This window comes from Nitrospirillum goiasense (genome assembly GCF_034427435.1).
Classification (GTDB): Bacteria; Pseudomonadota; Alphaproteobacteria; order Azospirillales; family Azospirillaceae; genus Nitrospirillum.
The window spans coordinates 340,781-365,000 of the sequence record NZ_JAXQNP010000002.1 but is presented as its reverse complement, the minus strand read 5'-3'; the positions used below and the strand labels follow the sequence as shown (position 1 = coordinate 365,000).

Genomic DNA, 24,220 nt, shown 5'->3' with positions numbered 1-24,220 from the left:
CCTATCTTGAGGCGCCGGTGGCGGTGCCCTGTCTTAAGGCGCCGGTGGCGCCGGCCGCCGCGCCGGGCCGGCTGCGCGTCGGCCTGGTTTGGGCCGGCAATCCCACCTACAAGGTCGACCGCCGCCGTTCCCTGACCCGGGCGCAGGTCGACTCGCTGGTGGCCGCCTGTCCGGGGGTGGAGTTCCACAGCCTGCAGAAGGATCCGGACGCCAACGGCGGCCTGCCGGCGGGTGTCCTCGACCGTATGGGCGACGTCACGGACTTCGCCGATACCGCCGCGCTGATCCAGGCGATGGACCTGGTGATCAGCGTCGACACCTCCGTCGTGCATCTCGCCGGGGCGCTCGGCCGTCCGGTGTGGTTGTTGAACCGCTTCGATTCCGACTGGCGTTGGCTGCGCGACCGCGATGACAGTCCGTGGTATCCCACCCTGCGCCAGTTCCGGCAGGAGACCCCCGGGGATTGGTACGGCGTCCTGGCCCGGGTGGCTGTCGCGCTGGATGACGCGATGCGGCACCCATGAAAAAAGCCGCCTGGGCCTGTCGGCCCGGCGGCTTCCTCCAACAAGATCAAGACGTGGATCAGGCGGCGCGGTTCAGCTTGCGCACCTTGGCCCACAGTTCGGACGGCTGGCGGTCCAGCTCGAACATGGAGACCTTGGACGGCTCGCGGCCCTGAACGGCGCATTCCAGCAGGAACATGTTGGTCTTCTGCGGGTCCAGCCCATGCGCTTCGCAGGCGGCGACGAAGGCGGGATCCAGTTCCAGGGTGGACATCGGAGTGTTCTCTCACGAGGTTGGCGGTGCGGTTCCCCATCGGGGTTGCCTGGGATAATATCGCGATGCAGCATGGCGGAACTAGGGCGATTTCGCATCTGCGGCATGACAAATCGGTGGCCGGGGGCAGGGAACATCCTGCGGCACACCAAAAGGACCGGTCGGCATGTGCCCACCGGTCCTCGCTTGCGGTCATGAAGGGATCGACGTGCGCCGAAGGCACGCCACAGACGTTATTCCGCCAGCAGGATGGTGCGGGCGGGCACGGTCAGCTTGCGCAGGGTGTTGCCGGCGTCGTCGTTCTCGAACAGCAGGACGTCATAGCCCCACAGGTTGGCGACATGCTGCAGCACGGCCTTCGCCTCCTCCTCCGCCAGCAGCACACCTTTCTGCACCTTGTGCTCCAGGATCAGGCGGCGGTCGCCGGCCAGGTCCACGTCGATGATCTGGATGTCGGGGTCGAGGGAGGAGAAGTCGTACTGCGCCGCCAACTGCTGGCGCACCCGGCGATAGCCGCGCTCGTCATGGATGGCGCTGACGCGATAGACCGACTCGTCGCTGTCGTCGTGCAGATGGAACAGCCGCATCTTGCGCATCAGATGCGGGCTCAGATACTGCAGGATGAAGCTTTCGTCGCGGTAGTTGGCCCAGGCGTCGCGCAGGGCGGCCATGGCGTCGCCGCTGCCGGCATAGCCCGGGAACCAGGCGCGATCCTCCTCCGTCGGGTTGGTGGCGATGCGCTCGATGTCCTGCATCATGGCGAATCCCAGGGCATAGGGGTTGATGCCGGAATAGCGCGGATCGTCGAAGGACGGCTGGAACACCACGCTGGTGTGGGAGTGCAGGAACTCCATATAGGCGCCGTCGCTGATGCGCCCCATCTCGTGCAGCCGGGTCATGATGCGGTAGTGCACATAGGTGGCGCACCCCTCGTTCATCACCTTGGTCTGCCGCTGGGGGAGAAGTATTGCGCCACGTGGCGGACGATGCGCAGCACCTCGCGCTGCCAGGGGGCCAGGCGCGGCGCCTTCTTCTCCAGGAAATACAGCAGGTTCTCTTCCGGCAGGTCCAGCAGGGCCCGCCGCCGCTCCTCATCCGACGGCGCCTTCTGGCCCTTCTTGGTGGGCACCGTGCGCCACAGGTCGTTGTAGAGTTGGCGCTGCACCTCCTGCCGTTCCTGCTCCCGCCGGGCTTCGGACTGCAGGTCCAGGCGCCGGCGGGGATAGCGGTGGATGCCCTGGTTCATCAGGGCGTGGGCGGCGTCCAGCGTGCGTTCCACCAGTTGCTGGCCATAGCGTTCCTCGCACCGGGTGATATAGGCCTTGGCGAAGTCCAGATAGCCCAGGATGCCCTCGGCATCCGTCCACTGCTGGAACAAATAGTTGTTCTTGAAGAAGTGGTTGTGGCCGAACGCCGCGTGGGCGATGACCAGCGCCTGCATGGTGATGGAGTTCTCCTCCATGATGTAGCTGATGCAGGGGCTGGAGTTGATGACGATCTCATAGGCCAGGCCGCGCATGCCGCGGCGGTACATGGCCTCGTCCCGGGCGAAATGCTTGCCGAAGGACCAGTGGCGGTACAGCAGGGGCATGCCGATGGAGGCGTAGGCGTCCAGCATCTGCTCGGACGTGATCACCTCGATCTGGTTGGGATAGACGTCCAGGCCCAGCTCCCCCAACGCGATCTCCTGGATGGCGTCGTGGCAGCGCTTGACGGTGTCGTAGTCCCAGTCGGCCCCGGTGTAGAGCAGGCGGGCGTCATCGGGTGGCGGCGCTTTCTCCCCTGGCTTCGATCTCTCAGGCTGCTTCAGGCGTTCTACGGGGGCTAAGGTCAAGGTGTCGCCTCCTCCGACTGTTTCGCGCCGTCACGGGCGAACAGCTCACGGAATACCGGGTAGATTTCCCGCCGATGGCGGACCTTCTTCATGACGAACGGCGTCTCGGTGCCGGTGATCTGCTTGTAGGTCCGCCACAGGTCGGTCTCGCGGGCATGGGTGGCGAAGCCCGCCGGCATGGAGTCGGGGTCGGACCCGACCTCGACATAGGCGTAATACTGGCAGGCCGGCAGCAAATCATGCTCCAGCAAGGCCGCCGTCCGCCCGCCGTCGCTGGTGGTGTTGTCACCGTCGGAGGCCTGGGCGCCGTAAATGTTCCAGTCGGCGACGGGATAGCGCTCCTTGATGATGCGCTTCATTTCCTCCAAGGCGGTGGACACCATGGTGCCGCCGGTCTCGGTGGAGTGGAAGAAGGTGTCCTCGTCCACCTCCTCCGCCTCATGGGTGTGGCGGATGAAGACCACCTCCACCTGCTTGTAGCGGCGGGTGAGGAACAGGTAGAGCAGCATGAAAAAGCGCTTGGCCAGATCCTTCATATGCTCGGTCATCGAGCCCGAGACGTCCATCAGGCAGAACATCACCGCCTGGGCCGCCGGCTTGGGGATGGGGGTGAAGCGGTTGTAGCGGACGTCGATGGGGTCGATGTAGGGAATGCGCTTGGCGCGCAGGACCTGCCGCTCCAGCAGGCCGCGCAGTTCCATCAGCCGGTCCGGGTCCTTGCCCGGCTGGGCCTCCAGCTCCGCGATCTCCGCCTCCAGCGCCAGCATCTCCTCCGACTTGGGGCGCTTGAGGGCGATGCGGCGCGACAGGCTGTTGCGCATGGTGCGCACGAGGTTGAGGTTGGTGGGGGAGCCCGAGACGGAATAGCCCGCGCGCTGCCACAACACGGCGTCCGCCGCCTTCAGCTTGCGCTTGGCGAGGTCAGGCAGTTCCAGATCCTCCATGAAGAGGTCCATGAACTCTTCCCGCGTCAGGACGAAGCGGAACTCGTCCTCTCCGCCACCGTCGGGGCTGCCTTCATTGCCGCGTCCCGCCCCGCCGCCGCCCGGCGGCTTGGCGATGGTGTCGCCCTCCATGAATTCCTTATTGCCGGGCACCACATGGTCGCGGATGCCGCCCTGGCCGGACCGGTGGAAGGTGGGCTCGGAAATGCCGCCGGTGGGGATGGAGATATCGGCGCCGCTTTCCATGTCCTTGATGCGGCGGTTGCTCGAGGCGCCATTCACGGCGCGGAGGATCTGCTCCTTGGCGCGGCGGATGAAGCGCTGGCGGTTGGCCAGGCTCTTGCCCTTGGGATTGCTGCGGCGATCGACAATGATCATCGACGACAAGGCATTACTCCCCGTATCCCTGGTCCGGGATGGCCGGCGGCGCCGACGGGCCCGGGGCCATCGCAGGCACCGGGCGGGGGAGCGCCACCGGCATCAGCCGGGTGGGGTGGTGTCCGTATGGCGGGTGAGCGCCAGGGGGAACGGTGGGATCAAGGGGGGCCGGCCGGGAGAGCCGACCCCGCCAGGGTCCCGCCTCAGCCCGCCTGCTTCACCCGCATGTACCACTCGACCAACCGGCGCACCTGACGCTCGGTATAGCCGCGATCCACCATGCGCTCGACGAACTCGTGGTGCTTCTTCTCCGTTTCGCCGTCCTTCTTGCTGCCGAAGCTGATGACCGGCAGCAACTCTTCCACTTGGCTGAACATACGCCGTTCGATGACCAGCCGCAGCTTCTCATAAGAGGTCCAGCTGGGGTTGCGGCCGGCGTTGGCCGCCCGCGTCCGCAGCACGAACTTCACCACCTCGTTGCGGAAGTCCTTGGGATTGGCGATGCCCGCCGGCTTCTCGATCTTGGTCAGCTCCTGGTTCAGCAGGTCCCGGTTCATCAACTGTCCGGTGTCGGGGTCCTTGAAGTCCTGATCCTCGATCCAGGCGTCGGCATAGTCGACGTAGCGGTCGAACAGGTTCTGGCCGTAATCGTGGTAAGACTCCAGATAGGCCTTCTGGATTTCATAGCCGATGAACTCCGCATAGCGCGGCGCCAGATCGGCCTTGATGAATTCCAGGTAGCGCTTCTCCGTCTCGTCCGGGAACTGCTCCCGGCGGATGGCCTGTTCCAGCACATACATCAGGTGCACCGGGTCGGCCGCCACCTCCACCGTGTCATAGTTGAAGGTGCTGGCCAGCACCTTGAAGGCGAACCGGGTGGAAATGCCGTTCATGCCCTCGTCCACGCCGGCGGCGTCCTTGTATTCCTGCAGGGTGCGGGCCTTGGGGTCCGTCTCCTTCAGGCTTTCGCCGTCATAGACGCGCATCTTGGAGAAGAGGTTGGAGTTCTCGTGCTCCCGCAGGCGGGACAGCACGGTGAACCGGGCCAGCATCTCCATGGTGCCGGGGGCGCAGGGCGACTTCGCCAGCTCCGACCCGCCGATCAGCTTCTCATAGATGCGCTGTTCCTCGGTGACGCGCAGGCTGTACGGGACCTTGACCACGCAGATGCGGTCGATGAAGGCCTCGTTGTTTTTGTTGTTCTTGAAGCTCTGCCACTCCGATTCGTTGGAGTGCGCCATGATGACGCCGGTGAAGGGCAGGGCGCCGATGTTCTCGGTGCCGATATAGTTGCCCTCCTGCGTGGCGGTCAGCAGGGGGTGCAGCATCTTGATGGGCGCCTTGAACATCTCGACGAATTCCAGCAGGCCCTGGTTCGCCCGGTTCAGGCCGCCGGAATAGCTGTAGGCGTCGGGATCGTTCTGCTGGAACATCTCCAGCTTGCGGATGTCGACTTTACCCACCAGGGAGGAGATGTCCTGGTTGTTCTCGTCGCCCGGCTCGGTCTTGGACACGGCGATCTGGCGCAGGCGCGAGGGGCGCAGCTTCACCACGCGGAACCGGGTGATATCGCCGCCGAACTCATCCAGGCGCTTGATGGCCCAGGGGCTGACCAGGCCGGTCAGCCGGCGGCGGGGAATGCCATAGCGTTCCTCCAGCGCCTCGCCCATGGTGCCGGGATCGAACAGGCCCAGGGGGCTTTCGAACACCGGGCTCAGCTGGTCGCCGGCCTTCAGCACGTAGATGGGCTGTTCCTCCATCAGGGCCTTCAGCCGTTCGGCCAGTGAGGACTTGCCGCCGCCCACGGGGCCCAGCAGGTAGAGGATCTGCTTGCGCTCCTCCAGGCCCTGGGCCGCATGGCGGAAGAAGCCCACGATGCGCTCTATCGTCTCCTCCATGCCGTAGAATTCGGCGAAGGCGGGATAGATCTTGATGGTCCGGTTCATGAAGACGCGGGACAGACGACTGTCCTTCGCGGTGTCCACCACCTCCGGCTCGCCGATGGCGGCCAGCAGGCGCTCCGGCGCGCTGGCATACATCATCGGGTCGTCGCGGCACCCTTCCAGGTACTCCTGCAACGACATCGCCACCTCGCGGCGCGCCTCGTAGCTCTGGGCGAAGGTTGTGAACAAATCGGTCGACTTCGGCATGGGCTCACCCTTTCAAAAGGATCACGCCTATCAGGCAACTCGACGGACGATCCTGTAACGCCGGATCGCGACGGCTCCATAACCCCCGTGCCAACGGGGGTACCAAGCTCGCAACGACAGTCAGGGCAGGCAAGTTCCGTACCAACCGGTGCGGCGGCCCTCTGGCGCCCGTGTCGTTCTCCGCGTCTCCCTGCTACCGTGGTCCTTGACTTAGATATTGGTGGCTAATTGCGACGGAGTAGAGGCGAAGCGGGACTTTTTGGAATAGTAACATTTAATGATAACGATACGTTGACGGGGGTCTGGCGCTGCCGGCCTTCAGCCCGGGCATGCTTGTCCGCTTATCAACCGGGCCCATCCCGCGGCGCCCGTTTCCACGCTCGCTGTCCGCACAAACCCGCCCGGGACATCCCGCGACCGGTCCGTCGGTGCCATTTCCACGCGCATTCCCTGATGCCAGGGTGAGGCCAAGGCGTCACCAAAGCCTTAACGCTGGGCAGGGAAACATGATTGTTGGCCGCATCGGCCCTCTTGGCGCGCCGATAGGCAGGTCCCTACCGATCCTGGATGACCCCGTTTTCTTCAAGGTGAAGCGGGGTGACCGGCTATAGATAGATGCTAAACCAGCCTTCGGGTCTAGCGCTAGTCCCTCTATCCTTAAGGCGGACTATTTCGCGCCGGGGGCCGTCCAACGGCACCTGCCCGCCGGCTGGGCAATTGCCTGCAAAGACGGCGGTGTCACGGTTTTTCGGGCACCGTCTCCGGCACGACCACGGCGTTGGGATCGAGGGTCAGCGGCGGCCGGGCCCGGGGCGGCGGCGGCGGATGCACGATGTCGTCGCGGAAGGGGGCCAGCATGGCCAGGAAGCGGTTTTGCGCCGCGTAGGGGATGTGCTGCCGGTCCATCGCCGTTTGCAACGCCTCCACCAGGGCGTTGAACTCATGGTCACCGATGCCATAGCGGGCGTGGGCCATCTTCATGTCCATGCCCTTGTAGGCGCAAGGCCCGCCCAGGGTGGCGCAGAACTGGCTCACCAGTTCCTTCTTGATATGGGCGCGGTTGGCGTTGACGAAATAGGGGCGCAAATCGGGGTCGCGCATCATCCCGTCCATGAAATCGTCCACCAGGGCCGTCAGGCCCGGCTGACCGCCGAACGTCTGGTACAACTCAGGCGAAGGGCCGGCGGCGCAGCCGGTCAGGAGGGGGCTGGCAAGCGCCGTGGCCAGCAACGGGGCGGCCAGCAGCAGGGCGGCCAGGGGACGCCGGGGGGCTAAAGGGCGACGGGCCATGGGTCAAAACCCCGCTTGCAGCGACAGATAGATGGCGTTCTGCCGCGTGGGCGTGACCACACGGCCCAAATTCACGTACGCCAGGGTGAACGCCAGGTTCTTGGTCGGCAGCCAGGCGACGAAGGCGTCATACCAGTCGTCCTCCGGCGCCAGGCCGGGGTTGGCGCGGGCCAGGGTGTTAGGCTTCATGCGATACTCGACACCCGCCACCAGCGTGCGATCCAGCAGCAGGGCGGCGCTGCCCTCCACCTCCGGGTGATAGTCGTCGTCGGCTCCGCCAAAGCCCAATAGGCCGGTCTGGTTGGCCTTGGTCAGGCGCAGCGTGCCGCTGAGTAGCAGGCTTTGCGCCAGCAGGATCTTGGTGGCGCTGGCATAGACATCCACGCCGTCGTCGCTGCGCGCGCCCAGTGCCTTCAGCAGGCTGCCACGGTTGTTGGACTTGTATTGGGCGCCCACCGCCACCTGCGGCATCCAGCCGTCCTGGTCATAGACGGCGTCGCCCGCCACCCGCACCTTGATGCCGGCGATGGTATCGGTGAAGGCGTAGCCGTTCCCCAGGCCCAGGGCGCCGCCGATGGCCTGGGTGTCGAAGCGGTTCTGGGCCACCGACACCTCCACCCGGTCCCATAGGCCGAACAGGGCGCCATAGGCGTTCATGCCGTAATCATGGGTGCGCACGGCGGTGAAAAAGGCTGTCGCCCCCACCTCCTCTCGCGTGCCGCCACCGCCGATGACGGCCCAGGGGGTCAGGCCGCCGCCCGCAGCCCCTTCAACCTGGGTGACGCCGCCGGTGGCGAGCAGCTTGCCGCTGAAGGTGGGATCTTCCGGCCGGCTGACGGTACCCGCCATCGCAGGCGCACCGGCACCGGCCAGGGCCACGCCCAGCCACGCCGAAACCAGCCACGCCGCGACTCGAGCCCCATGGCCTATCCTTGGCAGACGCCCCCAAACCGAACCCACGATACCGCCCCCGTTCACCGCCCGCCCGGCATGGGCGGGGGCGCGACGGTAAATGGCCGCCCCAGGCCTGTCGTCAAGGCGACGCTATACGGAAGGTCAGGGCGGCGCGGACGGCCCCTCAGCGCTGCTTGGCGCCGAACAGGTTCTCACGCGCCTTGTCGTCCATGGCCTGGCCGGCGGGCCGCGCCCTGTCCTTCAGCAGGTCCAGGCCGCGCTGCACGGCGGGGCGCGCCGCGATGGTGTCGATCCAGCGCTTCACATGCGGGAAGTCCGCCAGGTCGATCTCATAACGTTCATGCAGGCGCAGCCAGGGGAAGGTCGCCATATCGGCGATGCCGTAGTCCCCGGCCAGGAACTCAGTCTTGGCCAACTGGGTGTTGGCCACGCGGATCAGGCGGCGCGCCTCATTGGTGTAGCGGTCGATGCCGTATTGGATGCGCTCGGGCGCGTAGTGGCGGAAGTGTCCGGCCTGGCCGAACATGGGGCCCACGCCGCCCATCTGCCACATCAGCCACTGGACATGACCGTACCACACCGCGGCGTCGGTGGGGCGGAACCGCCCCGTCTTCTCCGCCAGGTAGATCAGGATGGCGCCCGACTCGAACAGCGACAGCGGCGTGCCGTTGGGGCCCTGGGGGTCGACGATGGCCGGCATGCGGTTGTTGGGCGAGATGGCCAGGAAGTCCGGCTTGAACTGGTCGCCCGCGCCGATGTCCACCGCATGGACGACATAGGGCAGGCCCATCTCCTCCAAGGCGATGGAGATCTTGTGGCCGTTGGGGGTGGGCCAGGCATAGAGGGCGATGGCCCCGGAGGTGGCGGACGGACTATCGGCGGTGTCGGTCATGTCGGTCATGGCGCGGCTCTCGCTCGGGCAAGGGAAGGGACGCTGAGGGTTCCCGAAAAGGTTAACGGGCCGCTGCGACGGTCATCACAGCGGCCCGGCTTCCCCGGCCCAACCTTGGGCAAAGAAACACCGTTCTCCCAGTCACCCCGGCGGGGTGGGGAGGGGAGCCGCCTGAACCGGCGTCAGAAGCCGCCGGCCACGTAGACCCGCAGGCTTTCGACCTCGCTGGTGGCTTCCGCAAGGCGGTGCTTCACCACGTCGCCGATGCTGATGAATCCCACCAGCCGGCCGTGTTCCATCACCGGCATGTGGCGGAAGCGGCCTTCCGTCATACGGGTCATGATGGTGGACACGGTGTCGTACGGTGAACATGCCACCACACGGCGGGTCATGAGTTCGGACACGCTTTGGTTCAGCACGGCGGGGCCGTGGGTCGCCAGCCCGCGCACGATGTCGCGTTCTGAAATGATGCCGGCCACGCCGCCGCCCGCGTCCAGCACCAGGACGGCGCCAATGCGATGGGCCGCCAGCAGGGCGGCGACCACCTCTATGGTGTCGGTGGGCTTGGCGCTGATGATGGCGCTGCTGTCTTTATGCTTCAGAATCCCGGAAACATGCATAGGCGCTTCTCCCGTTCCTCACGGGGGACGCGGGTGGGGTGGTTGAAACCCCGACGATACGGCCTTCCCAAGGGCCGGTCTTCCGCGTGCCCAGTGGATTCATGCCAAGGAAACCAGCGCCGGCTTCTATCGACCGGTAACGGCCCCCTCCGGAAGCGGGCAGCGGCAAGCGGCCCCTCCTTCCAGAGACTCATGAAACGTCATGTTGCGCCGCACCCGCAATGGGGCAAACGGGGACATGCCCGGCCAAGGGCCGAGCCTTACGCATAGGTCAGGGAGGGGAGGGCAGGGACCAACGGGTGCCGGACCATGGACCCCCGGTCACCCGGGGGTCGTTCCGGTTCCGAAACGTCGCGTGCCTTAGCGGGCGCGGCTGCCCATGCCGCCAGCCGCGGAGGCCGTGGGGGCCTGTTGCGGCACCAGCGGCAGGCAGTTCTGCACGATGGCGTAGCACTGGGACAGACGGCCAGCGGGGCTGTCGGTGGAGCTGCCGTAGACCAGCTGCTGCACGACGCCGTTCTTCAGGGTGAAGGTGGCGTTGCAGTTGCGGGCGGACACTTCGGTCGAGCCCCAATCGGCGCCACCCCAATAACCGCGATGCCACGGGCCGCCGCCGAAGCCGCCCCAGTAGGACGGGCCCATGCGGGTCTGCAGGCTGTCGCTGGAGTAGGTGTAATATTCCACGTTGTCGACCGAGGTCTGGCGGGTGGGCACGCCGGCGCAGGACAGCAGCGTCTGCTTGGGCATGCCGACCAGCACACGCTGGGCCAACGCCGCTTGATCGGCTTCGGGGCTGGTGGCGCAACCGGCTATGGCCAACAAGCCCACCGCCGCAAGTGCCAAGGAACGGTACCGCATTTCAGTCTCCCTCACGCTTCCGGTTCGGCCACTGCCGCCGGATTGACAAGCCCCAACCGCCGGGCCCCGCCCCAGGGCCCTTCTTCTTAAGATAGTGCAGCCGGGTTCTTCCTACCAGGGCCGGCCCACCGGCGCACGGCGCCAGTTGTCGCGGGACGGGAAAATTCCCCCACCCGCCTATTCGGCGGCTTGCAATTCCTCGGCGGTCGCCAGGTCGACGGACACCAGTTGCGACACGCCCCGCTCCGCCATGGTGACGCCGAACAGACGGTCCATGCGCGACATGGTCAGGCGGTGGTGGCTGATGATCAGGAAACGGGTGTGGCCCGCCCGCGCCATCTCCTCCACCAGGTCGCAGAAGCGGCCCACGTTGGCCTCGTCCAGCGGCGCGTCCACCTCGTCCAGCACGCAGATGGGCGCCGGGTTGCACAGGAAGACGGCGAACAGCAGGGCGATGGCGGTCAGCGCCTGCTCGCCGCCCGACAGCAGCGACAGGATCTGCAGCTTCTTGCCCGGCGGGCTGGCATAGATCTCCAGGCCGGCGTCCAGCGGATCCTCGGTGTCGGTCAGCTTCAATTGGGCGCGGCCGCCGCCGAACAGCTGGGTGAACATCTCCTGGAAATGGGCATCCACCTTGTGGAAGGCGGCCAGCAGACGCTCCCGCGCCTCCTTGTTCAGGCCAGAAATGCCCTGGCGCAGGCGGGCGATGGCGGACACCAGGTCCTCCCGCTCCGTCTTCATCACGCCGATCTGCTCGTCCAGCTCCTGCACCTCCTGCTCGGCGCGCAGGTTGACGGGGCCCATGTTGTCGCGCTCGGCCTCCAGCCGGCCCAGGCGCTGCTCCACGGCATGGGCCTCGGGCAGGGGCTCGCCCTCGTCCAGGCCGGCCAGGGCCAGCACCTGCTCGGGCGGGCAGTCCAGCCGCTCGGCGATGCGCTCCTTCACCGTGTCCAGGTGCTGGAGGGCGGAGCCCACGGCGGCCTCGGCATGGGCGCGGGCCTCGCGCGCGTCGGCCAGGCCGTTCTCCGCCTCCTTCAAGGTGCGCTCGGCGCTGGTCAGCGCGCCCTCGGCTTCCGCCAGGTCGTCACCGGCGCGGCCACGCACCCGTTCCGCCTCATGGATCAGGTCGGCCAGGGTCAGGCGCTCTTCCTCGATTTCCGCCGGGCGCTCGGCCAGGCGCTCCTGTTCCTCGCGGGCCTCCTGGGCACGCTCGGTCAGCTCCGCCAGGCGGCCGCCGGTGCCGTCCCGGCGCTGACGCCATGAGGACTCCTCGGCGGCGATGGCATCCAGCCGGCGGCGGCGGTCCTCCGCCTCGCGCAGCAGGCGGTCCAGGGCGTTCTGCGCCTCCGCCTGGGTGCCGCGCGCCTCCGTCAGCCGGAGGCGGGCCTCGGCGATCTGCTCGCGGCCCTCGCCCGGCGGCGGCAATTCCTCCAGCGTGGCGCGGGCCTCGGCCCAGCGTTCCCGCAGGTCCTCCTCATCCGCCGTCATCTGGTCCAGGGTCTCGGCCAGGGCGGCCAGGCGGCTGGCCACGGCGGCGGCGGCCTGGGCCACGCGGGCGTGGGTGGCGCGGGCGTCGGCCACGGCGCGGAAGGCGGCGCTGACGGCATCACGGGCGGCGCGGTCCTTGGCCGACGCCTGCTCCACGGCGCGCAGCGCCTGGGCCACGCGCTCCTCCGCCGCGTCCTTCACCGCCTCATAGGCGGCGCGGGCCTCGGCCACCAGGGCGTCGGCCTGGGCGATCTCCTGAGTCAGTTCCGTCAGGCGGTTGCGCTGGCGCAGGCGTTCCGCCGCAGCGGTGGGGGCGCCGGCGGCGATGCAGTGGCCGTCCCAGCGCCAGGCCGCCCCGTCGCGGGTCACCAGCACCTGGCCTGGCACCAGGGCGGGCGCCAGGCGGTTGCCGGTGGTGGCGTCGGCGACGATGCCGACATGGGCCAGGCAGCGGTCCAGCGCGCCCGGCGCCTTCACCTTGGCGGCCAGGGGCTCGGCCCCGTCCGGCAGGGGGGCCACCTGGGCCAGGGCGGGGAGGGCGCGCCAGTGGACGGCGGCGGCCTCATCCAGCGGCGCGGTCAGGGCGTCGCCCAAGGCGGCGGCCAGGGCCTGCTCATATCCCTTGGCCACGGTCAGCGCGTCCACCAGGGGCGGGAACAGGTCGCCGGCGCCGGCCTTCAGCAGGCGGGTGATGGCGTCGGCCTCGGCCGTCAGCCGGGCGCGGTCGCCCTCGGCGCGTTGCAGGGCGTCGCGGGCGGTCGCCTGCTCTTGCGTGCCCAGCGCGCGGGCGGCGTTGGCGGCCTGCTCGGCCTCCGCCTTGGCCTGCTCGGCCTCTTCCGCCGCCGCCTTGGCCAGCTCCAGCCGTTCCTCGGCCAGGTGGATGGCCTCTTCCGCCTCCGCCACGTCATCGCGGGCGGCCTGCTGGCGCTCCAGCTCCGCCTTCTGGGCCTGATGCTCCTCGATGCGGCGGCGCAGGGTGGCCACGCGCTGATCCAGGTCCTGCACCTGGCGCTGGATCTGGGCGCGCTTGGCCTCGTCCGCCGCCAGCCGCTCGGTGGCGGCGGCCAGCTCGGCGTCCAGGCTGGCGACGGTGTCGCGGATTTCCTCCAGGCGGGCCTTGGCCAGTTCCTGGCTTTCGGCCTCGTCCCCTTGCGCGTCGGCGATGCCCTGCCGTTCCTCCGCCAGGCGGGACAGGGCGCGGTCGGCGTCGGCCGCCAGGTCCTTTTCGCGCGCCAGGTCGCCCTCGATCTGGGCCAGGCGGCGCTGCAAGGTGGCCAGGGCCTCGGTCGCGCGCCGCTCCTCCGCGTCCAGCTGTTCCCGCGCCACCAGCAGGCGTTGCAGGGCCGCGGCGGCCTCGGCCTCCGCCTGGCGCTTGGGCGGAAGGCTGGCGGCCAGATCGGTGCGCTTGGTGGTGGCCTGCGTCACGGCCAGCATCAGGCCGCGCACCGCCTCTTCCGCCTTGTCGAAGCCGGCGCGGGCCTGCATGACCTGGGCGGTGGCGGTGGTCCAGCGCAGATGCAGCAGCAGCGCCTCCGCCCGGCGGATATGGTCGGAGATGTTGCGGTAACGGGCGGCCTGACGGGCCTGCTTGCGCAGGTTCTGCAACTGCGCGTCCATGGTGACGACCACGTCGTCCAGGCGCGTCAGGTTGGTTTCCGCCGCCTTCAGCTTCAGTTCCGCCTCATGCCGGCGGGAGTGCAGGCCGGTGATGCCGGCGGCCTCCTCCAGCAACTGGCGGCGGTCGCCCGGCTTGGCGTTGATCAGGGCGCCGACCCGGCCCTGGCTGACCAGCGCCGGGGAATGGGCGCCCGAGGCGTTGTCGGCCAGCAGCAACTGCACGTCGCGGGCGCGGGCGGGCCGGCCGTTGATGCGGTAGTCCGAGCCCGCGCCGCGCTCCAGCTTGCGGCTGATTTCCATTTCCGCCTGGACCGCGTCCGCTTTGACGCCCGGGGTGCCAGCCGTCAGGTTCGGGCTGTCCAGGTGCAGGACGACTTCGCACAGGTTGCGCGCCGGGCGCGTGGCCGTGCCGCCGAAGATGACGTCGTCCATGTCCTCGCCGCGCATCTTCTTGGCCGAGGTTTCGCCCATGGCCCAGCGCAACGCCTCCACCAGGTTGGACTTGCCGCAACCATTGGGGCCGACGATGCCGGTCATCCCGGGCTCGATCAAAAGCTCGGTGGGGTCCACGAAGGACTTGAAGCCGGAGATGCGGAGCTTGGTGAATTGCACGGGGGCTTACTTCTTCGGGGCCTTGGCGCCGGCCTTGACCAGGGCGGCGGCCAGCTTGTCATAGTCGTTGGGACCGGCGATGCGGTCCACTTCCTTGCCACCCTTGCGGATGATCAGCGTGGGCGTCACTTCGATCTTGGCGTCGGTGGCCTCCTGGCTGCTGGTGGCCACATAGTCCTGCAGCGGCTTGCTCGCGACGCAGGCGTCGTAGGCCGGGCCGGGCAGGCCGGCCATGCCCATCATCTCCTTCAGGCCCGCCTCCGGGTCCTTGGCGCCCAGCCACTGGTTCTGGGTGCTGAACAGCAGGCTGCGGGCGTCGTTATAGCTGGCGACGGGCAGGCAGCGCGTGGCCATGTGGGCCAGGTATCCCACGCGGTTGGTGGGCGTGTCGTGGAAGATGAAGCGCACTTGGCCGGTGGTGATGAAGTCCGCCTTCAGGCGGGGCAGCATCGTTTCCTCGAAATGGGCGCAGTGCGGGCAGGAGTAGGAGGCGTATTCCTCGACCACCACCGGGGCATTGCCACTGCCCATGGCGCGGGTGCTGGTGGCGGCGGCGATGTCGATGCCGGCCGTGGATGCCGAAGCCGTGGGTACGGCGGGCGCCGCCTGGGCCAGCGCCAGGGCGGGTGCCAGCAGGGTAGCCGCCGCCGCCGCGAGGGCGCGGGCGGCCGGCGCCATGGTTCCCATTGGTCCGCGCAGGCCGCGAACTCGCTTGCCCCCCATCATCCCCATTCCCCTCGATCGCGACGTTGACGGCACTGATTGTCATGAGGCGGCGCGCCGGGATCGCCCCGGCGCGCCATCCCATGTCACTTCTTGCGGGTCAGCATGAACAGCCCGCCCAGGACGACCAGCGCGGCCACGATGCCGCCCACGATCACGCCGGTGCTGGGGCCACTGCTGGCGCTGGCGGCCGGGGCCGGGGTGGAAGCCGGCGGGCTGGCCGGGGTGGACGCGGCCGGCGTGCCGGCTGCCGGTTGGGCGGCGGTGCCGGCGGTCGGATCGGGGGCGGGGTTGGCCGGCGCCTTGGCGCCCGCCTTCACCAGCGCGTCCGACAGCTGGCTGTATTCACGCAGGTTGTCGATCTTTTCCACCACCGCGTCGCCCTTCTTGATGAAGAAGGTCGGGGTGCCGTCCACGCCCAGCTTTTCCGATGCGTCCAGCCGGCTCTGGGTGATGAAGTCCTGCAGCGGCTTGCTGCTCAGGCAGGCGGTGAAGGCGGCGTCGGACATGCCGCCCAGGCGCAGGGTCTGCTGCAGGGCCTTCAGCGGATCGTCGGCGTGTTCCCACTGCGCCTGCGTCTTGAAGATCAGGCCCTTGGCGGCGGTGTAGCGGTCGGCCGGCAGGCAGCGGGCGGCCATCTCGGCGGCGAAGGCCAGCTGGTCCAGCGGGAAGTCGTGGAACACCAGCTGCACCTGGCCGGTGTCGATGAAGTCCGCCTTCAGCCGGGGCAGGAAGGCCTCTTCGAAATGGGCGCAGTGCGGGCAGGTGAACGAGGCGTATTCATCCACCACGATGGGCGCCTTGGTGTCGCCCAGCACGCGCGGGCTGGTCGCGGCCGCCACGTCGATGGTGACGGGGGCGTCCGCCGTCTGGGCGCTGGCAGCACCGGCCACCAGGGCACCGGTCACGGTGCCGGCGGCCACCACGGCGGCGGCCAACGAATTACGCAGATGTAGGTTCACCTTAGTTCCTCCGATACCAACTGTAGTGACTATAGGGGGCGCCGGCGGGGGCCGGCAAGCCGCCTCCGAAAGACTATCGCCTAGGGGTTCCGGCTGGCTTTTCGGTCGCCAGGATGGCCCGGCCCAGGCTGGCCAGCGCCTCGCGCAGGTCCCCGCTTTCCACGGCCGCCGTCTGGGTTTCCAGCGCGGCCGCCTCGCCCGCCGACAGGCGGCGGGGGGTGGGCGCCGGGCGGTCCCGGCGGCGCTTGGTGGCGGGCGGGGCCTGCGTCAGCTTCAGGCGCGCGACGGCGCGAAAGCCGAAGAAGCCGTTCAGGCGCTGCAGAATCTGCGGCTCCTCATGCTGGATGAACAGGGCGGCGGGGCCGGAGACGCCCAGGTGCAGCACGGCGTCGTCCTGCCGGCCCTTGGGGAATTGCAGTTTCAGCGGCAGGGCGACGCTGGCCAGACGCGGGCCCACGATGGTCTCCCATTCGGCCAGCAGGGTGGCGAAGGCGGGGCCGTGCGGGCCCAGCGCCTTGCCGGCGATGGCGTTCAGGTGGCGGCCGATGGGGCGCGGGCCGGGCATGGGCGTCGGTGGACCTTGAAACAGTTGCGGGGGCGGCGTATCCGCTGGGGGCGCCCCTTCCGGGACCCCTTCCATGGGAAGAGTGTTTGGGGCCTGTTGAACCACGCCGCAAGGGGCTTTGACCATACAATGATCGTCGCAGGCGACTCCTCCCCCGCCAGCCCCGCCGGCGGACCTGACCTGCCGGCCCCCCGGCCCGCCGACCTGCTGGCCTGGTACGACGCCCACCGGCGCCAACTGCCCTGGCGTTCCGCCCCCGGAACGGTGGCCGATCCCTATCATGTCTGGCTGTCGGAAATCATGCTGCAGCAGACGACGGTGGCGACCGTGGGGCCTTACTTCCAGCGCTTCCTGGCCCGCTGGCCCACGGTCGCGGACCTGGCGGCGGCGGACCTGGACGCGGTGCTGAAGGAATGGGCCGGCCTCGGCTATTACGCCCGCGCCCGCAACCTGCACGCCTGCGCCCAGGCGGTGGTGGCGCGGCACGGCGGCCGCTTCCCGGCCGACGAGTCCGCGCTGCTGGATCTGCCCGGCATCGGCGCCTATACCGCCGCCGCCATCGCGGCCATCGCTTTCGACCTGCCGGCCACGGCCATGGACGGCAATGTGGAACGCGTGCTGTCCCGCATCTATGCCGTGACCGACCCGTTGCCGGGTTCCAAGCCCAAGCTCAAGGCGCTGGCCACGGCCCTGGTGCCGGACAAGCGGCCGGGCGACTACACCCAGGCGCTGTTCGACCTGGGGGCCACGCTGTGCAGCCTGCGCAACCCGCGCTGCGTGCTGTGCCCCTGGCGGGATGCCTGCCGGGGACGCCGGGACGGCATCGCCGACCTGCTGCCGCGCAAGGCGGAAAAGGCGGCCAAGCCCACCCGCCGGGGCGTGGCCTTCTGGCTGACCAACGCGCGGGGGCAGGTGCTGCTGCGCCGCCGGCCCGAGTCGGGCCTGCTGGGCGGGATGATGGAGGTGCCGTCCAGCGCCTGGGAGCCGGGCGCGGACCTGGCCTATACCCGGGCGCTGGCCTGGGCGCCGGCGGCGGTGGACTGGCAGCGCCTGCCGGGCATCGTCCGCCACACATTCACCCATTTTCACCTGGAACTTACCGTCGTTCGCGGCCACCTGGCGGATGAGGGGGCGGCGGTCGAAGGCGTATGGTGCGCCCCCGCCGATTTCCATGACCAGGCCCTGCCCACCGTCATGCGCAAGGTCGTCACCTGGGCGCGCGGCGGGGGCAAGGACTGATCCGCCGCAGGATCGCCGCGCTTCTCCGTGGGGCTGCACGCATATGGGACGAAACGTGGGTAAGGATGGCCAAGGGGCGGCAAAGCCAACGCGGCGCACGCTGCTGGCCGGCATGGGCGCGGCCCTGATGGCACCGATGGTGGCGAGCCCGCTGGGGGCGGGGCGCGCCTGGGCCCGGGCCGGGGGCACGCCGGTGGACCTGGCGTTGGTGATGGCGGTCGACAGTTCCGCCAGCATTTCCAAGGTGATGCTGGACTTCCAGTTGCGCGGCCATGCCGCCGCCTTCCGCGACAAGGCGGTGCACCAGGCCCTGGCCGGTGGGCCCAAGGGCAAGGTGGCGGTGCAACTGGCCCTGTTCTCTGGCCCCGGCACCCTGACGACGCTGGTGCCTTGGACCCTGCTGGCAACGCCGCAGGACGCGCTGGCCCTGGCCGACCGCATCGACGCCGCGCCCGGCGTGGCCATGGGCGGCAACACGGCCCTGGGCGATTGCATCGTCCAGGCGGTGCGCCAGTTGGACGCCTGTCCCTACAGTGCCGACCGGCGCACCATCGACCTAGTCAGCAACGGCTTCAACAACGGCGGCATCGATCCCCGCTCTGCCCGCGCGCACGCGCAGGCCGCCGGGGTTGGGGTTAACGGCCTGGTCATCCTGGACGAATACGACTGGCTGGAGCCGTACTACCGCGACAACGTCGTGGCGGGGGAGGACGCCTTCGTCATCACCGCCGCCAACCGCCACGCCTTCGCCGACGCCTTCCTGTCCAAGCTGGTGCGGGAAGTGGTGTAGTTCTTCTTGTTCCTCAGGCGTCGGCGGTCCATCCGGCCCCTGGCTATCCTTGCATTCCAGTCCGCTGACGCTCCCCGGAATGCCCCGGCGGCCGCGGCCTAGGTTCTGGTTCCGCACAAAGAAAAACGGGAGGAGCCAGCACCCCTCCCGCTCTCATTTCAGCCGTGTGGCTGGATTTACTGCTGCTTGCGCGGGCCGGCTGCGGGGCCGGGCTGCTGCGCGCCCTGGGCGGGCGGCGGCTCGTTGGCCTTCTTGCGCAGCACGCCGGCGATGGCGTTGCCGGCGTTGTCGGCAACGGCCTTGGACGCCGCCGGCGCCTCATGCGAGATGATGAACAGCTGCCGGTCCTTGGTCAGGTACAGGATCAGGTTGGCGTAGAACTCGCCCTTGTCCGTCTTGCAGCTGGCGGAGCCCGTCTGCATGTCGATCTGCAGCAGCTTTTCCAGCTTGCCCTTGGTGGGGGTGTAGGTGCCCTGGCAACCCTTGGACAGGCTGTCCAGATAGTTCTGCATCACCTTTTCCAGGTCACCCGCCTCAGGCTTCAAGCCCACCGAGCGCAGCGAGCCGATGACGTCCTTCTGGACGGCCCAGGCGAAGTCGCCGGGGCGTTCCTGCGGCGACATCTTGTCCACCGGCAGGGGGTGGGCGTCCTTCAGGCCGGCATCGATCAGCAGTTGCGCGAAGGCCGGCGGGATGGCCGGCGGCGGTGCCGGCAGCTGCAGCTTGCCGGCCATCGCCTGATCGAAGCAGGCGTTCAGGTCCTTGAAGGCCTTGGTGCCGCCCTTCAGGACGAAGGTGGCGGTGTCGTTGGGGCTGCTGACCTCCAGCTTGTTGGCCGTCAGCAACGCCTTCGTGAAGTTGGCGTCCATCGGGTCGAAGCCGGTCATGATGGCGTTCGGCTGGATGATCTGCGAGCCGCGCATCTGCTCCAGCTTGCCGTCCAGCTTCAGCTTCACGGCCGGACCCTGGCCCGGCGGCATGTTGGCGCCGGGCACGCCGATCACCAGGTTGATGATCTTGGGCGGCAGCTTCTTGGCCTGCTGCTCGGCCTGGGGCACGGGCAGGGCCAGGAAGACCAGGGCCAAGCCGTTGTCGAAGCTGGCCTGCGCCTCGCAGAGCTTGAAGCTGCCATCGGTGTAGACCTGCGGTCCCACCTGCCAGTTGCCGGTGACCGTGCCCACCTTGGACGCGGCCGGTGCTCCGGCCGGCGCGGCCGGGCCGGCAACGGGCGCCTGGGCGGCCGGCGCCTGGCGCGGACCGGCGCTGGGGCCAGCCGCAGGCCCGGCGGCCGGGCCCATGGCGGGGCCGGGGGCTTGCTGCGGGGCCTGCTGGGGTGCCGCGACGCTGGAGCCCGAGGAGATGGCGCCCGGCAGGATCAGGCCACCGCCATCCGACCCGCTGGTCGGGGCTTGGCCCCCCGGTGTCTGTTCCGGCTGGGGGCTGGTTTGGGCAAGGGCGGTACCGGCCAGGACCAGGGCGGTGCCGGCGGCAAGAAGACGGGCGGTGAAACGGGACACGGGGCTACGTCTATCCTAAATGGAAAACCCATGGGTGCGTCGGGACCCTAGGGCACGTCTTGACATCATTCAAGGGGCATGCGCGGTCGCGCCGCAGGCCTGTCCTTGCGCGCCCTCCGTAAGAGTTTGTCCCCGGCAGGGTTTGCGGGGTGCGCCGCCATGCCCGTGCCACAATTCTTTATTTCTACTCTTCGCCTGACGGCTTTCCCCTGGAAATGCCGTTGCGTGCCCATTATAAGAAACGATCACATTTGGCGCGCGAACGTTTGGGGGCAAACGATGCGTTTCGCAGCCGCGTTAGTGGTTCTGATGGTATCCGCGCCGATGCTGGCGCATGAGCGTTTGGACACCGATGAGGTCGGCCGTTACGTGACAGCGGCGGAGGCTTTGGTCGCGTCCACGCCGAACGACGGGCAACCGGCGTTCGTCCTGCTGGCCCACCCCGGGTCCGAGGCGCAAGCCCTGCTGTCCAAATACGGCTTTGACGAGCGGCACTGGCGACAGATGACGCAGCGGGTGCTGGCCGCCCGCCAGGCGGCCCGCGCGGCGGAGGAGCCGGTGGAAAAAGGGGCGACGGCGCAGAAGCTGGCCTCCACCTCCACCCTCAGCGCCTTCGACCGCCAGGAGATGGCGACCCTGGTGCGGTGGACGGAACATGACCGCGCCGCCTTGGAACGGGAAACCAAGGAGGATCGGTCGGTGGTCGCCCCCTTCTTCGACCGGCTGGACCGGCTGGACGCCGCCTACGTCCGCCCTGCCGCGCGCTGAGGCTCCGCCTTTCCCCAGGATGTGCCGGGCTGCGGTCTAAGCGCCCATGCGCGCATGCCCCCTCGCGCCCGCGAGATAAACCCCCTATATAAGGGCCGTATGCTTGGCCGACCGGAACGCCAGGCCAGGCGGGGGCTCCTGCCTTTGCTTCTTGGGCTGCCTTTGCTTTTGGGACAGTACACGCGATGACGGACTATCGGCTGCAGGCCGTGACGGTGGACAAGATGCCGGCGGCTGGAACCGAGGCGCCGCCCACCCCCTTGGCAACCCCTTCCCCGGCGGCCCCCACCCCCGCGGGCGGGGCGTCACCGCAACGGATCAGCGGCGTGAAGCGCTACCTGAACAGCTTCTTCAAGGACCATGCGTTCATCCGCATGATCTACAAGAACATGTTCCAGATTTCCCCGCGGCTGTACCGCTCCAGCCAGCCGACGCCCCGGCACATCGCCCAGGCCGCCCGCCTGGGCGTGCGCACCGTCATCAACCTGCGCGGCCGGCGTGACAATTGCGGCTCCTGGGTGCTGGAGGATGAGGCCTGCGCCCGTCAGGGCCTGGCCCTGGTCAATTTCCCCGTCAATTCCCGCGACGCGCCCAAGAAGCACATCCTGCATCAGGCGCGGGAGATTTGGCGGGACGCGCAGTACCCGGTGCTGATGCACTGCAAGGCCGGGTCCGACCGGGTCGGCTTCATGAGCGTGCTGTACCTGTTCGTGCACGAGGGCGTGCCCCTGCGGACCGCACTGGGCCAGCTCAGCCCCAAATATGGCCACCTGCGGCATGCCAAGACCGGCATCCTGGACCACTTCTTCGAGACCTTCCTGGCCTACGCCGAGGGGCAGGGCATCGAGCCGACCGTCGATGCCTTCTACCAGTGGGTGGACGATGTCTACGACCCGCCGGCCTTCAAGAAGACCTTCATGACCCGCTGGTGGGCCAGCGTGCTGGCGGACAAGGTGCTGCGCCGGGAATAATCCCGGACGCAGCGGCCCGCCTCTCGATCATTTCACCTCGAACAGGGCGCTGCCGTGTGCGGGCAGCGTGACGGCCAGGCTGTCCGCCGGCGGCAGGGCCTTGCCCGCCCACAGGTCGCGGGCCGCATGGCGGCCGGTGGCCAAGCCCACCTTGTCCCACGGCGCCGACAGCGTCGCGGGCTTGTCGTCCAGGTTGAACAGCGCCAGGTAGCGCTGGCCCTTGGCGCCCGTGGCCAGCCAGACGCGGGCGTTTTCGAAGCCGGCGGGCAGGTCCGTCACCGGCCGGCTGTCCTTGGCCGTCTGATCCACCGCGATGACCGCGCGGTTGGTGATCAGGGCGCGGGTGGCGTCGTCCAGCTTGGTCAGGTTGGCGCCCAGGATCAGCGGCGAGCGGGCGACGGCCCACAGGGTGATCAGCGTGCGCTGTTCCTCCGCCGTCAGGCGTGAGGCGCGGGGCTCACCCCAGCCGGGATGGGGGGCCAGGGTGCCGATGGGCAGCATATCGGCGTCCGGCCAGCGGCCATGGCCCGTGTGCGGCGCCCAGCCGGGCAGGCGGTCGAACAGGTCGCGCACGCCGTAGGGGAAATCATCGCCCGGCTTTTCATGGGGAAAGGTCCAGCCGTCCCACACATCGTTGGTGATGCGCCACATCTGGCCGTAGCGGCTGATCTCCGCCGCGTGGGACAGGTTGGTGGGGCCGGGCGACAGGCTCAGCACGATGGGCCTGCCCGTCTTGGCGATGGCGCTGCTGATCTGCCGGATTTCACTGGCCTTGTAAGGGTGGTCGGCGATGCAGTCGACCTTCAGGAAGTCCAGGCCCCAGCGCGCGTATTGCGCCATCATCGAATCATAATAGGCCTGGCCGGCGGGCGTGTCGCGCACCCCATAGTTGCCGTCGTCCCAGGGGCAGGTGTCGGCGGTGTCCGCCACGTCGGCCGCATGGAAGGACGATCCCGCCACCGGCGTGTTCCGCTCGACGGCCTGCTTGGGAATGCCGCGCACGATGTGCAGCCCGAACTTCAGGCCCTGCGCATGCACCCAGTCGGCCAGCGTCTTGAAGCCCTGGCCGTCCGCGGCGGTGGGGAAACGCGCCGGCACGGGAACCAGCAGGCCGTGGCCGTCCAAGAGATACTGCCGCTCCGCCAAGGTCTTGCCGAAGGGGTCGGCCATATACCACCCCTCATCCACCACGGCGTAGGTCCAGCCGTAAGGCTTCAGCGTCGCCAGAACGCCGACATTGGCCTTGAAGTCGGCCTCGTCGATGGTGAAGCCGTAGGCGTCCCAGCTGTTCCACCCCATGGGCGGGGTAGGGGCGGGCGAACTGGCCGGGGGCGATGCGGCCAGGGCGGTGCCAACGGCCAGCACTCCGCTCAGGACGGTCGGTAACAAACGTGCGATGCGCAGCCAACGCCGCATGGGGCTCTCCCTGTTTTCCGTGTTGTTAGCGATAACAGTACGGAAAAGCGGCGCCCCCGCAATCTCCAAAACCTGATTTGTCGTACTAATATCGGCGGCATGAGGTGTCGCCTCATGCCGCCTAGGCCGCGACGGCGGCCGCCGGACCTTTGCGGGGAGCGTCAGCGGACTGCAAAGGGAGGAAGCCAAGCCAGCGGATGCTGGCGCCCGGCGACTGAGGGCGGCATTCAGGGTCTAATGCAGGGTAGGCGGCCGGCCGTGCAGATCCTCATGGCCGCTGGCGTCCTCGAACGCGGCGATGGAGGAGATGGGCGTCGCCTGGTGATGGATCATGCGCCAGCCGCCCACCGACCGGGCGAACAGGTTGGTGACCACCAGGGCGGTGCTGGCCACGAACTCCTCGCACACCACCCAGCCGATGTCGCCGTGGACCATGGCCTGCGCGCCTTGATGGCGCACGTCCGGGGACCGGGGGTTGCCCAGCAGGTCGCGCCAGCTGCGCATGACCTGTTCCCAGCCCGACAGCGCCGGCCAGCCGGGATGGACGCAGCGCACCTCCCCGTCCTGGGCCCACAGCGTCTCCATCCCCGCCACATCGCGTTCCGCGACGGCTTGATAGAAGCGGCGGTTGGCGGCCAGCACGGCCTGGACATCCGCGTCGCCCTGAGGGTCGAGGTCACCGTCCGCCGCGTCGGTTTGCGGCGCTTGGGACGACAGTGTTTGCGTCTTCACCATTCCCTCCCGTTCCCCGGCCTTCTGGCCGGTCCTGTTTTGGCGGCCCCCGTGGGCCGGCCGACCGATTGTTGAACCTGGGTTCAGGATAGCGCGCCTGGGCTGTTGTGGGCGCGAATCGGCGGTTCGGTCACGGAATTGTGCCCGGACGGGTTTGGGGCT

The 24,220-nt window shown here is 68.6% G+C and carries 20 protein-coding genes and 1 pseudogene (1 of these 21 only partly in view); 5 read left to right on the top strand and 16 right to left on the bottom strand.

What is annotated here, in order from left to right:
- Window positions 1-524, top strand: the 3' portion of a protein-coding gene (locus tag ULB03_RS04025; protein WP_322481998.1) for a glycosyltransferase family 9 protein. The gene continues 55 nt to the left of window position 1, outside the view; 524 of the gene's 579 nt are visible here — the last part of the coding sequence; its start codon lies beyond the left edge, outside the window; the stop codon is at window positions 522-524.
- Window positions 525-582: 58 nt separating this feature from the next.
- Here the strand turns inward: ULB03_RS04025 and ULB03_RS04020 are convergent, their stop codons facing one another.
- The 13 genes and pseudogenes from ULB03_RS04020 to ULB03_RS03960 form a co-directional block, all read right to left on the bottom strand.
- Entirely contained in the window at window positions 583-777 is a 195-nt protein-coding gene (locus tag ULB03_RS04020) for a hypothetical protein (protein ID WP_145736833.1), read from the bottom strand.
- A 233-nt stretch (window positions 778-1,010) separates the two neighbouring features.
- Window positions 1,011-2,527 (bottom strand): annotated as a pseudogene (locus ULB03_RS04015) (SpoVR family protein).
- Between the two features lie 80 nt (window positions 2,528-2,607).
- The gene (locus ULB03_RS04010; protein ID WP_322483772.1) at window positions 2,608-3,933 is read right to left on the bottom strand and encodes a YeaH/YhbH family protein; all 1,326 of its coding nucleotides are present in this window, start codon (window positions 3,931-3,933) and stop codon (window positions 2,608-2,610) included.
- Between the two features lie 203 nt (window positions 3,934-4,136).
- The gene (locus ULB03_RS04005; protein WP_322481997.1) at window positions 4,137-6,083 is read right to left on the bottom strand and encodes a PrkA family serine protein kinase; all 1,947 of its coding nucleotides are present in this window, start codon (window positions 6,081-6,083) and stop codon (window positions 4,137-4,139) included.
- Window positions 6,084-6,821: 738 nt separating this feature from the next.
- Complete coding sequence (locus ULB03_RS04000; protein WP_322481996.1) at window positions 6,822-7,373, bottom strand: group I truncated hemoglobin; 552 nt, start codon at window positions 7,371-7,373, stop codon at window positions 6,822-6,824.
- A 3-nt stretch (window positions 7,374-7,376) separates the two neighbouring features.
- Window positions 7,377-8,222 carry a DUF3034 family protein gene (locus ULB03_RS03995; RefSeq protein WP_322481995.1) on the bottom strand — a complete coding sequence of 282 codons (846 nt, stop codon included), beginning with the start codon at window positions 8,220-8,222 and terminating at the stop codon, window positions 7,377-7,379.
- Window positions 8,223-8,451: 229 nt separating this feature from the next.
- Entirely contained in the window at window positions 8,452-9,189 is a 738-nt protein-coding gene (locus ULB03_RS03990; protein ID WP_322481994.1) for a glutathione binding-like protein, read from the bottom strand.
- Window positions 9,190-9,362: 173 nt separating this feature from the next.
- Window positions 9,363-9,800, bottom strand: a complete 438-nt coding sequence (locus ULB03_RS03985; RefSeq protein ID WP_145736818.1) for a CBS domain-containing protein — start codon at window positions 9,798-9,800, stop codon at window positions 9,363-9,365.
- Between the two features lie 360 nt (window positions 9,801-10,160).
- Entirely contained in the window at window positions 10,161-10,658 is a 498-nt protein-coding gene (locus tag ULB03_RS03980; RefSeq protein WP_322481993.1) for a hypothetical protein, read from the bottom strand.
- Between the two features lie 177 nt (window positions 10,659-10,835).
- Window positions 10,836-14,375: a chromosome segregation protein SMC gene (gene smc, locus ULB03_RS03975; protein WP_322481992.1), complete on the bottom strand. Its 3,540-nt coding sequence runs from the start codon at window positions 14,373-14,375 to the stop codon at window positions 10,836-10,838.
- Between the two features lie 6 nt (window positions 14,376-14,381).
- Window positions 14,382-15,053 carry a thioredoxin domain-containing protein gene (locus ULB03_RS03970; RefSeq protein WP_322481991.1) on the bottom strand — a complete coding sequence of 224 codons (672 nt, stop codon included), beginning with the start codon at window positions 15,051-15,053 and terminating at the stop codon, window positions 14,382-14,384.
- Window positions 15,054-15,184: 131 nt separating this feature from the next.
- Window positions 15,185-16,060 (bottom strand): thioredoxin domain-containing protein, encoded by an 876-nt coding sequence (locus ULB03_RS03965; protein ID WP_322481990.1) that lies wholly within the window; start codon window positions 16,058-16,060, stop codon window positions 15,185-15,187.
- Between the two features lie 73 nt (window positions 16,061-16,133).
- Entirely contained in the window at window positions 16,134-16,625 is a 492-nt protein-coding gene (locus tag ULB03_RS03960) for a DUF721 domain-containing protein (protein ID WP_322481989.1), read from the bottom strand.
- A gap of 129 nt (window positions 16,626-16,754) precedes the next feature.
- Here ULB03_RS03960 and mutY point away from each other — a divergent pair, with 129 nt between their 5' ends.
- On the top strand, window positions 16,755-17,864 hold the full coding sequence (mutY, locus tag ULB03_RS03955; RefSeq protein WP_322481988.1) for an A/G-specific adenine glycosylase: 1,110 nt from the start codon (window positions 16,755-16,757) through the stop codon (window positions 17,862-17,864).
- A 55-nt stretch (window positions 17,865-17,919) separates the two neighbouring features.
- Window positions 17,920-18,654, top strand: a complete 735-nt coding sequence (locus ULB03_RS03950; protein WP_322481987.1) for a DUF1194 domain-containing protein — start codon at window positions 17,920-17,922, stop codon at window positions 18,652-18,654.
- Between the two features lie 176 nt (window positions 18,655-18,830).
- On the opposite strand, the gene ULB03_RS03945 is transcribed toward ULB03_RS03950, so the two are convergent.
- Window positions 18,831-20,171, bottom strand: coding sequence for a hypothetical protein (locus tag ULB03_RS03945; RefSeq protein ID WP_322481986.1), 1,341 nt, complete (start codon window positions 20,169-20,171; stop codon window positions 18,831-18,833).
- A 309-nt stretch (window positions 20,172-20,480) separates the two neighbouring features.
- Here ULB03_RS03945 and ULB03_RS03940 point away from each other — a divergent pair, with 309 nt between their 5' ends.
- On the top strand, window positions 20,481-20,939 hold the full coding sequence (locus ULB03_RS03940) for a hypothetical protein (RefSeq protein ID WP_322481985.1): 459 nt from the start codon (window positions 20,481-20,483) through the stop codon (window positions 20,937-20,939).
- A 185-nt stretch (window positions 20,940-21,124) separates the two neighbouring features.
- The gene (locus tag ULB03_RS03935; protein WP_322481984.1) at window positions 21,125-21,910 is read left to right on the top strand and encodes a protein tyrosine phosphatase family protein; all 786 of its coding nucleotides are present in this window, start codon (window positions 21,125-21,127) and stop codon (window positions 21,908-21,910) included.
- Window positions 21,911-21,937: 27 nt separating this feature from the next.
- Here ULB03_RS03935 and ULB03_RS03930 read toward each other — a convergent pair whose 3' ends face one another.
- Window positions 21,938-23,326 (bottom strand): glycoside hydrolase family 27 protein, encoded by a 1,389-nt coding sequence (locus ULB03_RS03930; protein WP_322481983.1) that lies wholly within the window; start codon window positions 23,324-23,326, stop codon window positions 21,938-21,940.
- A 234-nt stretch (window positions 23,327-23,560) separates the two neighbouring features.
- Window positions 23,561-24,061, bottom strand: coding sequence for a nuclear transport factor 2 family protein (locus ULB03_RS03925; protein WP_322481982.1), 501 nt, complete (start codon window positions 24,059-24,061; stop codon window positions 23,561-23,563).
- Between the last annotated feature and the right edge of the window lie 159 nt (window positions 24,062-24,220).